This is a genomic window from Pandoraea vervacti, assembly GCF_000934605.2.
GTDB classification, from domain to species: domain Bacteria; phylum Pseudomonadota; class Gammaproteobacteria; order Burkholderiales; family Burkholderiaceae; genus Pandoraea; species Pandoraea vervacti.
Genome location: NZ_CP010897.2, coordinates 4,467,091 through 4,479,813, shown reverse-complemented (window position 1 = coordinate 4,479,813; position 12,723 = coordinate 4,467,091). Strand labels below are relative to the sequence as shown.

Here is a 12,723-nt window from a genome sequence, read left to right as displayed (position 1 = left end):
GTCAGTGCCGCGGCAACGTGGCATCGAGAAAATGGACCGCTTGCGTTTCCAGTTCGACCAGGAACGCATCGACCCGCGTGCGGTAGTAGCGATAGAAGATCATCGCGGGAATCGCGATCATCAGACCGAAGCCCGTGTTGTAGAGCGCGACCGAAATGCCGTGGGCAAGTTGCGCCGGATCGGTGCCGGTAGCGTCTTGTGCCCCGAAGATCTCGATCATGCCGACGACCGTACCGAACAATCCCATTAGCGGCGCCACGGACGCAATGGTGCCCAGGGCCGGCAGGAACCGTTCCAGTTCATGGGCGACGGCGCGCCCCGTTTCTTCCAGCGCCTCCTTCGCCCCTTCGCGCGGGCCCTGTGGATTGTGGGCGACATAACGGACACCGGTTGCGAGCACCCGGCCGAGCATGGAGCCGCGCGAAAGCGCTTCCGTGGCGTCCTGCTTGGCGGTGCCGCGACGCGCGAGCGTGATCGCGTTTTCGAGCACGCCGCCCGGCAGCACGCGCGCACGGCGCAGCGACAGGGCGCGCTCGACGATCAGGGCGAGGGCGATGATGGAAGCGATGAGAAGTGGCCAGATGGGCCAGCCGGCGGCCTGGATGACGGCGAACAAAGACGACCTCTTGCTTGTTGCGGGGGATGGGCAAACGAGTCCGCACTGTAGCGTGCAGGGGGGGGATGGGCAAGCACCGTTTTCCACATCCACCGAGCACAAGGATGTGGACAACCTTTGGATACGTCGAGCAACTCTTTGACACAACGGAACTTTTTGGTTCGCGATTAAAAAATGGGCAATGAGCGGTTTCAGAAATGAACACCACCGCAAGCTCACAAATCCCAGGACTTTTCCATCAGCCTGTGGATAACTATGTGCACATGTCCCCAGCGGACGATATATCTCGGCGTCTGCCTCGAAATCACGGCTTCCGCCACGCGGGATGTCCTCTGCAAAGCCTGATAAATCAAGGGTTTGTCACTGTGGTGCAGGAAATACAAGGCGTCCGGGCGCGAAAACCCTTAAATTAGCGGTCCTGTGGACAGTTTTTCGTCAGCGCACACGCATGAACCTATCTTTCGACGACGCCCGGCCCACTGGTGGCGCGGATCGCGTACTCAGTGTTTCGGATTTGAACAAAGCCGTTGCGGGCGTATTGGAGCGCAGCTTTCCGCTGGCATGGGTCAGCGGCGAGATCTCCAACTTCACGCGTGCGGCCAGCGGTCACTGGTATTTCTCGATCAAGGACGCGCAGGCGCAGATGCGTTGCGTGATGTTCCGCGGCCGTGCGCAACATGCCGATTTCTCGCCCAAAGAAGGGGATCGGGTCGAAGTCCGTGCACTGCTCTCGATGTATGTCCCTCGCGGCGAAGTGCAGCTCAACGTCGAAGCGATCCGCCGCGCCGGTCAGGGCAATCTGTATGAAGCTTTCCTGCGTCTGAAAGAGACGCTGGCCGCGGCGGGCCTTTTCGACGCCGAGCGCAAGCGCCCCTTACCGCGATATGCGCGTCGGGTGGGGGTTGTCACCTCGTTGCAGGCTGCGGCGCTGCGAGACGTACTCACCACGCTGGCTCGCCGGGCGCCGCACATCTCGATCGTCGTCTATCCCGCACCGGTGCAGGGCGCCGACGCGGCAACCCGACTGGCGGCCGCGCTCGACACCGCCAACGCCCGCCGCGAAGTGGAAACGATCCTGCTTTGTCGCGGCGGCGGTTCCATCGAAGATCTCTGGGCGTTCAACGAGGAAGTGCTGGCCCGGGCGATTGCCCGCAGCGAACTGCCGGTGGTGTCCGGCGTCGGTCACGAAACCGATTTCACGATTGCCGACTTCGTGGCAGACGTGCGCGCGCCCACGCCCACGGCGGCTGCCGAACTGATCACGGCGGCGCGCGACGAGTGTCTGCGCGAAGTGGACCGGGAGCATCAGCGACTGACCCGCGCCATGCGCCGTGCGCTGGAGCTGCGCGCGCAGCAACTCGACAGCCTGTCGCGCGCTCTGGTTTCGCCTCGCGAGCGGCTGGCGCGTCAGCGCACGGCGCTCGCGCATCTTGCCGATCGTATGCGGCACGCCCTGGAGCGGCCGCTCGCGCAGCGTCGCAGCCGCTTCGAGATGCTGCGACTGCGACTCGCGCGAGCTGTGCCGGATGTCGCGTCGCAACATGAGCGTGTTGCCTTGCTCTCGCAGCGTCTGCAGACGGCAATGTCCCGCCGCGCGGAGCGCTCGACACAACGTCTGGCCGATGCCACCGCGCAACTGGAGCTGCTCAATCCCCGACGTACGCTACAACGCGGCTACGCCGCAGTGCTCGATGCGAAAGGGCAGCCGCTGCGCGACCCGCGAAAATTGCAGCGCGGTCAGCAGGTCACGATGCATCTGGCCGACGGCGCGGCGGATGTGGGCATTGGTGACGTTCAGGTCAGGCTTGACGATACTTTTTAGGCGCCCCCGGTTTGCCAAACCTGACGAATCGCAGGCATCGTGCGTCGATTAGCCGGGATCGGCAAACAATCGTCACATTTCTCGGGCAGATTGCGGGAAACCAAGTACCCATTGGGTTTGCGGGGTTTTCGCATCTGCCCTAGAATCGATGGCTCCGGATAACGCAAAATCGGGTTCCCCTCAGAGCACAAAGGACAATTGCCATGGAACACAAGCTCCCTGAACTGCCGTACGCCATCGATGCACTGGCGCCGACCATCTCCAAGGAAACGATGGAGTATCACTACGGCAAGCACCACCAAGCCTATGTGACCAACTTGAACAACCTGATCAAGGGCACCGAATTCGAAAACGCCAGCCTCGAAGACATCATCAAGAAGTCGTCGGGCGGCGTGTTCAACAACGCAGCGCAGGTGTGGAACCACACCTTCTTCTGGAACACGCTGTCGCCCAAGGGCGGCGGTGCGCCGACCGGCGATCTGGCCAAGGCCATCGACGCCAAGTTCGGTTCGTTCGACGCATTCAAGGAAACGTTCTCGAAGTCGGCCGTGGGTAACTTCGGTTCGGGCTGGACGTGGCTCGTGAAGAAGGCCGACGGTTCGGTCGACATCGTGAACACCAGCAACGCTGCCACGCCGCTGACCGGCGCCGACAAGCCGCTGATCACGATCGACGTGTGGGAACACGCGTACTACATCGACTACCGCAATGCCCGTCCGAAGTTCGTCGAGGCATTCTGGAATCTGGTCAACTGGGAATTCGCCGCGAAGAACTTCGCGTAATCGAAACGCCCGGAATTTGCCGGCCGATAGCGGTCGACTTCGGCAACCCGCCGCCGAAGGGTAACGTCAGGCGCCCGACCCGAGCGTCTGACGACACCGGCAAGACGAAAGCCCACTGCGTGCAGTGGGCTTTTCGTTTTTCAGCGGTCGCCGGATTGCGGGCATCTACGGCCGGCTTGATCCGTATCAACGTTCGCGCACGTGGGTCTCGTTAGAGTAAGCGCTTCAAACTCATCGGACACCGAAATGCCAGACCCTGCGCCACCGTGCTTTGCCGCCTCCGCGCGCTGCCTCGCGACCCATATCCCGAATACGGCGGATATGGCGAATCCGGCCAGTCTGGCGCATCTGGCGCAAACGTCGGCCACCTCTTGTGTCGAGCGCTCGCACAACGCCCCGCGTCGTGACTGGCTGGCGGACGCCCGCCTCATGCGCAGCCTGCCGCCCGCCGCTTGGACGCTCTTCCGTCTGGCCGAGACCAAGCGCGGCGGCACCGCGACGCATATGTGGCGAGTCGGCGCGCTCGCGTGGCGTTTCGCGCAGGCGCTGGGCATGTCGGGCATCGAGTCGCAGGCGCTCGGACTCGCCGCCGCCTTGCATGACACCGGCAAGCTCTGTATTCCGAATGCGATATTGGACAAGCCGGGCAAATTGTCGCCCGATGAAATGCAGATGATGCGCATGCATCCGCAACTGGGAGGCGACATGCTCGATGCGATCGGCGGTGCGGCGTGCGAGCTGGCCGCCACGGTGGCGCGTACCCATCACGAACGGTTCGATGGTCGTGGCTACCCGTACGGGCTGTCGGGCAATCGCATTCCGTTGGCGGGTCGCATTGTCGCGTTGGTCGACGTCTTCGACGCGCTCGCCAGTCATCGCCCCTATCGTGCGGCGCTGAGTCCCGCACAAATTGTGGCGGCGATGCTGGCCGAGCGCGGGCGTCACTTCGATCCATGGTTGCTCGACAGCTTTCTCGAGCACTCGCTGCTCGCTGCGCTCGAGATATCGAGCGGCGCGCACTAGGTTCGATCCGGTTTCGTCAGGTCAAATCGAGCACGGCCTGGGGCACCCCGACAGCGCGGCGCATACCTGCAATACCGGTTCGCGATACCCGGTGTCGAATCAGCGCGGCAGTCCCGAGATCTTCGCACCGGCCTTGATGTTCTTGCTCTTGAACCAGCCCTGATTCATTTCGAGTGCGTATCGAACCGCGGCACGCGGGCAGTGATTGTCTTCGGTCTGCGGCGCCATGTCTTCGATGTTGACGATCGTGCCGTCGTCCGCAAGAAATGCGATGGACAGCGGCAAATCGGTATTTTTCATCCAGAAGCAATGTCCGGCGCTTTGCTCGAACACGAACAGCATGCCGGCGTTGGCGGGCATGCTCTTGCGATACATCAGACCCTGTTCGCGGTCCTTCTCGTTTGCGGCGACTTCGGCCTTGATGAGATACATGCCGGCTGAGAGCTGAACCGTCGGGAATTCCCCGGGCTGCTTGATTTGCGCCCCCGCGCTGGCCGGGACAAAGGCCATGAAGGCGGCGATGCTGGTGAACGTGGCGCTGGCGGCGAGCGCGGCCAGCTGACGTGAAATCCGGATCACGAATGACTCCTGGGAAGGTCGGAGGAGCGACAGGGAGAGACGTCGGGGGGAGCGGCCGAAAGCCAATCGAAGCGTGCTGAACCCCCACGAAATCGCGGGTCATTGTAGCTGCCGGACGAAAAAAAAGCAGGTTGCGCGAGCAACCTGCTTTGTTACCGTCCGTTGCGCAGGCGGGCTGCGCGACGCGGTACTTACTTGCTGGCAGCGGCCGGAGCTTCAGCAGCAGAGGCCTTCTTTGCCGACTTCTTGGTCGACTTCTTGTGCGACTTCGACTTCTTGGCAGCCGGCTTGCTTGCAGCGGCCGGAGCAGCGGCGTCAGCGGCCGGAGCCGAAGCTTGGGCGAACACGCCAGTTGCGAACAGGCCAGCGACCAGGGCAGCGATCAGTTTTTTCATGAGATTCCTCTTTGGAGCTCGATGTTTGGGTGGTGTACTCGTTGACCCGCGAAGTGAGTCATCTCCTTTAACGTCCATTCAGGACATCGGTTGACACCTCACTCGCGGATTTTTGCGACAGCAAGTATTACGGCTTGTTACCGACCGGCGGCTGGCTAGCCTTCTTGCCGGATTTCTTGTGGTGATGCTTCTTTTGCTTGGTGGACTTCTTCGCCGGTGCGGCGTGATCGGCCGCCGGTGCCGCCGTAGCAGGCGCTGCCGCTGCAGGCGCCGCCGGAGCGACAGGCGCCGTTGCGGGCGCCGAAGATTGGGCCATCGCGGCACCGGACACGATCAGGCCGGCGGTCAGTGCGAGCAGCAGTTTGTTCATGACTTGGTTTCCTCGTTTCAGTTTGGTGGTGCGTATGTTGCGCACCTGTTCCCTCAACGAGGCGAGCGGCGACTGCGTTGACCGGAAAGTGTAAGTATTTGTTGCGGTAGTTCGCACCACTGCCCGGGGGCGAGGTTCAGCGAAAAGACGTCGACCGGACCGATGGCCACGCGCACGAGCCGAAGGGTCGGTGTGCCGATCGCAGCCGTCATGCGCCGCACCTGTCGGTTCTTGCCTTCGACGAGCCTGATCTCCAGCCAATGCGTTGGAATGCTGGCGCGATAGCGGATCGGCGGATGACGGTCCCAGAGCTGCGTCGGCTGCGCGATGACGCGCGCGTCGCAAGGCAGTGTGACGAAGTCGCCGAGGTCGAGCCCGGCGCGAAGCCGCGCGAGCGCCGCTTCGTCGTGTTCGCCCTCGACCTGCGCCCAATACGTTTTGGGCAGCTTTCGCTCCGGCTCCGCGATGCGCGCCTGAAGCCGTCCGTCGTCGGTGAGCAACAAGAGGCCCTCGCTGTCGGCATCGAGACGTCCCGCCGGATAGACGTCTGGCAGGTCGATGCATTCGGCAAGCGTGGGGCGTGTCGGATGTGGCGAAAACTGGCAGATGGTGCCGAAGGGCTTGTTGAGTGCGAGAAGTGTCATACCGGGCAGAGATTCTAGTCAGCGCCGACATGTTAATGCATAATCGAAAATGCTAGTCTTATGTCTTATATAAGACTTGTGTTGTGTCACACCATCTTCAGGCGCCTGTGACTACAATAGGGCTGCGCCATGCACAGCGGTAACGCCCCGGAGGCTCACGCTGCCTTGAGATCACTGACGCACGCACGCGATACCATCCACGCCACTCAGGTCACGTTATCCGGTGCCACCATCGGAGCCACACAATTGGAGCCCCACCATGTCGTATCAGCACATCAAGATCCCGGCCGGCGAGAAGATCACCGTCAATAAGGACTCCTCGCTGAACGTGCCGGACCATCCGATCATTCCGTACATTGAAGGCGACGGCACGGGCGTCGACATTACCCCGGTGATGCTCCGGGTCGTCGATGCCGCAGTGGAGAAAGCGTACGGCGGCAAGCGTAAGATCAGCTGGATGGAAATCTATGCCGGCGAGAAGTCGACGCGCGTCTACGGACCGGATGTCTGGTTGCCGGACGAAACGCTTCAGGTCTTGAAGGACTATGTGGTCTCGATCAAGGGGCCGCTCACGACACCGGTGGGCGGCGGTATCCGGTCGCTCAATGTGGCGCTGCGTCAGCAACTCGATCTGTATGTCTGTCTGCGCCCGGTGCAGTACTTCAAGGGCGTGCCCTCGCCGGTGCGTCAACCGGAGAAGATCAACATGGTGATCTTCCGGGAAAACTCGGAGGACATCTATGCCGGGATCGAATGGGAAGCCGAATCCGCTGGCGCGAAAAAGCTCATCGCATTCCTGCAAAACGAAATGGGGGTGAGCAAGATCCGTTTCCCGCAGACGTCGGGCATCGGTGTGAAGCCGGTCTCTCGCGAAGGCACGGAGCGTCTCGTGCGCAAGGCGATTCAGTATGCGATCGACAACAATCGCGATACGGTCACGCTCGTGCACAAGGGCAACATCATGAAGTTCACCGAAGGCGCGTTCCGCGACTGGGGGTACGAACTCGCGAAGAAGGAATTCGCGGCGACGGAGATCGACGGCGGACCCTGGTGCAAGGTGAAGCATCCGAAGACGGGTAAAGAGATCACCATCAAGGATTCGATCGCAGACGCCTTCCTTCAGCAAATTCTGTTGCGGCCGGCGGAGTACGACGTCATCGCCACGCTGAACCTGAATGGCGACTACATCTCGGACGCGCTTGCCGCGCAGGTCGGCGGCATCGGCATTGCGCCGGGCGCCAACCTTTCAGACTCGGTGGCCATGTTCGAAGCGACGCACGGCACTGCGCCGAAATACGCGGGCAAGGACTATGTGAATCCGGGCTCCGAGATTCTGTCGGCGGAGATGATGCTGCGTCACATGGGATGGACCGAAGCAGCGGATCTGATCATCGCGTCGATGGAAAAATCGATCCTCTCGAAGAAGGTGACATACGACTTCGCTCGCCTGATGGAAGGCGCCACGCAAGTGTTGGAGTTGCCCCTGTAACTCAGGACAGGCGGACACTGTTAGGTTGATGACACCGCATTACGCCTGAACTCGCGAGGCGAGCGGTATTTCAAGGCTTTGTGCGGGTGGCGCTCATTGTAGTGTTCAAACGCGATTGCCAGACGCGAGAGCGCTGTTGGTGCGTCAGGCTTGTCCATATAGGCGACGTAATCGTGCTTCATGGTCTTCACGAACGATTCGGCCATGCCATTGCTCTGCGGCGAACGGACCGGCGTGGTCAGCGGCTCAAGACCCAGTTCGCGAGCGAAGCTGCGCGTGCGGTAGTCGATGTAGGCCGAGCCGTTGTCCGTCAGCCATTCGATGGGGTGCGCGGCCTGCGTGGTGCCGAAGCGCTGTTCGACGGCGGCCAGCATCACGTCTCGCACCACATCACCGCTATGCCCGCCGGTCGTTGCGGCCCAGCTAATCGCCTCGCGGTCGCAGCAGTCCAACGCAAACGTCACGCGCAGCGGCGTACCATCGTCGCACCGGAACTCGAAGCCATCGGAGCACCAGCGGGTGTTGCTGCGCTCCACGGCAACGCGACCGTCATGCCGCCGCTTGTCTTGCCGCACGCCGGGGCGGCGCAGCAGCAACTGATGCTCCCGCATGACCCGATACACGCGCTTGACGTTGATGCACGGCGCACCGCTCTGCTCCCGACTGCGGCGCAGCAGCGCCCAGACACGCCGGTAGCCATAGGTAGGAAGGTGCGCCACATGGGCCTGAATCTCCTCGACCAGCCCGGCATCGTTGGTCACGCGGGCACGGCGACCATCGCGCCAGTCGGACGAGCGAGCTCGCTTGACCGCCACGGCAGAGCGCGCCACGCCGAGAACTTCGCAGACCGTCTTCATCGGTCGTCCCCCGGCAGCAAGGGCGAGCGCGCAATCAGGTTTTTTGACCGGCCCCATTCCACGGCTTCTTTCAGGATTTCGACCTCCAACGTCTTCTTCCCGAGTAGCCGTTGCAACTCCTTGATTTCCTTGATGGCGGCGGCTAGCTCAGATGCCGGTACAACGGTTTCACCCGCCTTCACCGCCGCCAGACTGCCTTCCTGGTATTGCTTGCGCCAGCCGAACACCTGGTTGGCATTGACGCCGTGCCGACGTGCAACGGCCGACACCGACGCTCCCGGCTCCAATGTTTCCTGCACGATGGCGATTTTTTCCTGCGCCGTGCGCCGACGACGGCGCTCCGGCTCGGTCAGAATTTCGATGCTTTCCACGTAATGACTAGGCTTACTGATAGGCACAAGACTATCCCTTATTTTAAGAGAGTCCTCGTGTCCTCAGATACGTGGGGCCGCTCCAAGTGTCATGCTCCGGATTCGGCGAGGTGATGATCGCAAATATGTGACGAAAGACGGGTATTGCCCAGCGCGCCGATGTCCTGGCGTCCCCCTGATCGTGCCTGGAACGACCCCGATATGGCGATGCTTGCCGGGGTTTTTCGCGGGCAACGCGCGTCAGGGGCGCGGCGTCACGTCGAACACCGCCGACTCGATTCGCCGCCCTGGATGAACGAACATCGGAACCTTGCGCAATCGCTGCGCCGCGCTAGCGTATGACAATCTTCGTCGTCACGCGATGCTCGCCGGTGGTGGGGGTGCGACTGCCGAACTCGCGGGGGAACCCGACGGTCCAGATGACTTCGTCCGTGCCCGGCACCGGACCGGCCTGGTACCAGACGATCATTCCCGAGAACTTCATTTGCTCGCAGCGCTGACCGATGGGCACCGTGTAAGTGATCCACTCCGGCGTGACTTCGCCCAGCCTCGGCTTCGAATCCAGTTCGAAGGTCGGTGTGCCGAGATCTCGGCACAATCCGTTGTAGTTGCTCTGCTCCCAGATCGATATCTTCTGACCGACGGCGGCTTCGAGCTCGAGGGTGTCCGGCGGGAATGGCGGACGCGCGCCTGCGGCGGCGGCGCCAATCACGCAAACGGCGAACACTGCGGCCCGCACAGTGGCTGCGGCGGTATCCATGGCGGATCTCCCACCCCCCTGTTCAACCGGCACAACGGCGTTCTCGCTCCCTGTTCCGCGCCGGTTACACGCTTTCATTACAGTGCACGGACGGGAACAACGCAAGGAGCGGAGTTCGCGTGGCCCGTGATTCCGCCAACTTCACTGGCGTCGGCAAGCCGCGGCGCTTTCCGGCTTCGACGCGTCGGCACGCCATCTCATCGCCAGTCGAAGCGAGCCGCGAGCCGCTGCTGCTCGAACGCTTGCGCCACATGGTCGACGAACACCCGGGTGCGTAGCGGCAACTGCTTCTTGTTCGGGTAGTAGATGAACACGCCGCCATATTCGTCGAACCAGTCCGGCAGTATGCGCACAATGTGTCCGTTAGCGAGCAACGGCGCCGCATGCGGCATGGGCAACAGCGCGACGCCATAGCCCAGCGCGACGGCGTGCGCCATCGCCTCCGGGTCGTCGAAGATCATGCGCGTGCGTGCCTCGACGTTGACCCGTTCACCGGTGGCATGGCACAGGTTCCAGGCGCGCAGGCGACCGGATACCCCGGAGCGCCGCATGATCGCATCGAGGCTCGCCAGATCGGAGGGGTGTTGGGGCATTTCCCGCCCCGCCATATAGGTGGCCGACGCGCACATCACGGCGTACGTCGGTGCGAGTCGGCGTGCAATCACGCCTTGCGTGAGTTCGATGCCGCCGCCGATCGCGGCGTCGAACCCTTCGCCCACGACATCCACGCTGCGGTTATCGAACCGCCAGTCCGGCACGATGTCCGGATATCGCGCCTGAAAGTCGCCGAGCATCGGCAGCAGATACTGCCGCCCGAACGAATGGGCCATGCTCACTTTCAACGTGCCGGACGGTGCGCCTTCGCGCTCTGCGGCCCGTGAGAAGGCGTCCGTCAAGGCGGCAAACGGCCCGTCCACGTCGAGCAGGAAACGCTCGCCGCCCGCCGTCAGCGTCAGGCTGCGCGTGCTGCGGTGAAACAGTCGCAACCCGAGCTGCGCTTCGAGACGCGCCACGTTCTTGCTGACCGCCGCCGGCGTGATCCCCAACCGGCGCGCGGCTGCCGAGAAGCTTCCGGCGCGCGCACTCAGCACGAACGACTCGATCAGATGTAGCGCATCCATGTGTTTCCTATTCCAATGGGTTGAAAGTGATGATCGACATTATGAGCTAGTTGCGATGCAATTCGCCGCCGATACTGTCTTCACTTCCTAACCCAGTGGAGCAAGATCATGGCAACGAACTTTCAAGGCAAGGTGGCATTCGTGACGGGCGGCTCGCGCGGTATCGGCGCTGCCATCGTGCAACGGTTTGCCGACGACGGCGCAGCGGTCGCCTTCACCTACAACGGATCGAAGGCGGCGGCGCAAACCCTCGTGGCGCGCATCCGAAACGCAGGGGGGCGTGCGCTCGCGCTGCAAGCCGACGTCGCCGACGCCCAGGCGCTCACGCGCGCGGTGGACGACGCGGCACGTGAATTCGGCAAGGTCGACATTCTGGTGAACAACGCAGGGGTGTTCTCGATGGGCAACATCGCCGAGCTTGAACTGCAAGAGTTCGAGCGCGTGCTCAACGTCAACGTGCGCGCCGTGTTCGTCGCGGCGAAGGCGGCGCTCGCGCACATGGGCGAGGGTGGCCGCATCATCAACATCGGTTCGTGCAATGCCGAGCGCGTGCCGTTCCCCGATTTCGCCACGTACGCCATGACCAAGTCGGCGCTGGTCGGTCTGGTCAAAGGCATGGCGCGTGACCTCGGGCCTCGCGGGATTACCGTCAACAATGTGCAGCCGGGACCGACGAACACCGACATGAACCCTGCCGCTGGCGAGTTCGCGCCCGCAATGCACGACCTCATGGCGATCAAGCGTCACGGCCGTCCGGAAGAAGTGGCAGGGATGGTGGCGTATCTCGCCAGCGAGGCGGCCGGTTTCGTCACGGGCGCCAGTCTGACGATCGACGGCGGCTTTAACGCATAACGTCGGCCGTCTGCGACCGAGGGGGACGTGCGCGCTACCTGCTCGCGCTACTCCCTACTCCGAAAACAAGTCGAACAGCAGCGCTCGCATCCATTGACTCCCCGGTTCGCGGTGATATCGCGCGTGCCAGAACAGATTGATCTGGACGTCGGGGAGATCGATCGGATGATCCACGTAACGCAGTCCAAAGTGGCGGGCGCTGCGTTGCGCGAACTTCTCCGTCACGGTCGCGATGAGATCGGTCGCATGAAGAATGTCGGCGAGCGCGACGAAATGCGGCACGCGTAGCCGTATGTTGCGTTGCACATGCGCGCGCGCCATGAAGTCGTCCACCTGCCCGTGCCCCGTGCCTGCGGCCACCACCATCACCTGCTCGGAACGCTCGAAGTCTTCGCGCGTCATTGGCGTTGCCGTCGGCTTGCGCGAGCCGGCGGACCGTGCCGTGCGATCGAGCGGATGCCCGGGACGAAACATGCACACGTACTTCTGGCGGAACAGCCGCCGCTGAAAAAACTCCGTCGTCAGGTCCGGCAGGTGGCCGATCGCCAGATCGACCTGTCCGGCCGCCATCTCTTCACGAAGGTTCACCGCCGTATTGCGTACGGTGCTGACCGTAATGCCCGGCGCGCGCTCGCCCAGCGCGTGCATCAGTTTCGGCAAGAAGTGCACTTCGCCGATATCCGTCATCGCGATCTGAAACGCGCGCTGGCTCGTCGCCGGATCGAACGCCAGTTCGCGATTGAACACGCCGTGCAATGCGTCGAGCGCAGCCGCCACCGGTTCGGCCAGTTCGATGGCCATCGGTGTGGGCAACATGCCCCGTGAGGTACGGATGAACAACTCGTCGTTGAACAGCGTGCGCAGGCGAGCAAGCGAGTTGCTGACCGCTGGTTGCGTAACGCCCAGCGTCTGCGCGACACGAGATACGCGTCTTGCGTTGTACAGATGCTGGAAGACCACCAGCAGATTCAAATCAACGGCGTGCAAGTCCATGACAAGTCCAGAGACGTGGGGGGGCATCGGTGCCCCGGGGCCCGACTTC

The 12,723-nt window shown here is 62.6% G+C and carries 14 protein-coding genes; 5 read left to right on the top strand and 9 right to left on the bottom strand.

Features of this window, described 5'->3' with window-relative positions:
- Position 1 precedes the first annotated feature (1 nt).
- Positions 2–616, bottom strand: a complete 615-nt coding sequence (locus UC34_RS19410; RefSeq protein WP_044456844.1) for a MotA/TolQ/ExbB proton channel family protein — start codon at positions 614–616, stop codon at positions 2–4.
- Positions 617–1,064: 448 nt separating this feature from the next.
- On the opposite strand from UC34_RS19410, the gene xseA reads away from it, so the two are divergent.
- From xseA to UC34_RS19395, 3 genes are all read left to right on the top strand, one after another.
- The gene (gene xseA / locus UC34_RS19405) at positions 1,065–2,438 is read left to right on the top strand and encodes an exodeoxyribonuclease VII large subunit (protein ID WP_044456843.1); all 1,374 of its coding nucleotides are present in this window, start codon (positions 1,065–1,067) and stop codon (positions 2,436–2,438) included.
- Positions 2,439–2,641: 203 nt separating this feature from the next.
- A complete protein-coding gene (gene sodB / locus UC34_RS19400; protein ID WP_039367328.1) occupies positions 2,642–3,220 on the top strand; it encodes a superoxide dismutase [Fe] in 579 nt (192 codons plus the stop codon).
- A gap of 246 nt (positions 3,221–3,466) precedes the next feature.
- On the top strand, positions 3,467–4,243 hold the full coding sequence (locus tag UC34_RS19395; protein WP_084070827.1) for an HD-GYP domain-containing protein: 777 nt from the start codon (positions 3,467–3,469) through the stop codon (positions 4,241–4,243).
- 99 nt (positions 4,244–4,342) lie between these two features.
- On the opposite strand, the gene UC34_RS19390 is transcribed toward UC34_RS19395, so the two are convergent.
- The 4 genes from UC34_RS19390 to UC34_RS19375 form a co-directional block, all read right to left on the bottom strand.
- The gene (locus tag UC34_RS19390) at positions 4,343–4,753 is read right to left on the bottom strand and encodes a DUF192 domain-containing protein (protein WP_044458426.1); all 411 of its coding nucleotides are present in this window, start codon (positions 4,751–4,753) and stop codon (positions 4,343–4,345) included.
- 260 nt (positions 4,754–5,013) lie between these two features.
- Positions 5,014–5,217, bottom strand: coding sequence for a hypothetical protein (locus UC34_RS19385; RefSeq protein ID WP_044456842.1), 204 nt, complete (start codon positions 5,215–5,217; stop codon positions 5,014–5,016).
- Positions 5,218–5,344: 127 nt separating this feature from the next.
- Positions 5,345–5,587, bottom strand: a complete 243-nt coding sequence (locus tag UC34_RS19380; RefSeq protein WP_044456841.1) for a hypothetical protein — start codon at positions 5,585–5,587, stop codon at positions 5,345–5,347.
- Between the two features lie 53 nt (positions 5,588–5,640).
- Entirely contained in the window at positions 5,641–6,231 is a 591-nt protein-coding gene (locus UC34_RS19375; RefSeq protein WP_044456840.1) for a pseudouridine synthase, read from the bottom strand.
- Between the two features lie 259 nt (positions 6,232–6,490).
- Between UC34_RS19375 and icd the strand changes: the two genes are divergently transcribed.
- Positions 6,491–7,720, top strand: coding sequence for an NADP-dependent isocitrate dehydrogenase (icd, locus tag UC34_RS19370; RefSeq protein WP_044456839.1), 1,230 nt, complete (start codon positions 6,491–6,493; stop codon positions 7,718–7,720).
- A gap of 20 nt (positions 7,721–7,740) precedes the next feature.
- On the opposite strand, the gene UC34_RS19365 is transcribed toward icd, so the two are convergent.
- The 3 genes from UC34_RS19365 to UC34_RS19350 all read right to left on the bottom strand — a co-directional run bounded on the left by UC34_RS19365 (position 7,741) and on the right by UC34_RS19350 (position 10,829).
- Positions 7,741–8,939, bottom strand: a protein-coding gene (locus UC34_RS19365) for an IS3 family transposase (RefSeq protein WP_167370682.1) whose coding sequence is annotated in 2 segments (ribosomal slippage) — positions 7,741–8,624 and positions 8,624–8,939 — 1,200 coding nt in all. Because the reading frame shifts where the segments join, the coding sequence is not laid out codon by codon here.
- Between the two features lie 340 nt (positions 8,940–9,279).
- Complete coding sequence (locus UC34_RS19355) at positions 9,280–9,708, bottom strand: hypothetical protein (protein ID WP_044456838.1); 429 nt, start codon at positions 9,706–9,708, stop codon at positions 9,280–9,282.
- Positions 9,709–9,905: 197 nt separating this feature from the next.
- Positions 9,906–10,829, bottom strand: a complete 924-nt coding sequence (locus tag UC34_RS19350; protein WP_044456837.1) for a LysR family transcriptional regulator — start codon at positions 10,827–10,829, stop codon at positions 9,906–9,908.
- 108 nt (positions 10,830–10,937) lie between these two features.
- On the opposite strand from UC34_RS19350, the gene UC34_RS19345 reads away from it, so the two are divergent.
- Entirely contained in the window at positions 10,938–11,681 is a 744-nt protein-coding gene (locus UC34_RS19345) for an SDR family oxidoreductase (RefSeq protein WP_044456836.1), read from the top strand.
- Positions 11,682–11,735: 54 nt separating this feature from the next.
- Here UC34_RS19345 and UC34_RS19340 read toward each other — a convergent pair whose 3' ends face one another.
- Entirely contained in the window at positions 11,736–12,674 is a 939-nt protein-coding gene (locus tag UC34_RS19340) for a LysR family transcriptional regulator (RefSeq protein WP_044456835.1), read from the bottom strand.
- Positions 12,675–12,723: the final 49 nt, after the last annotated feature.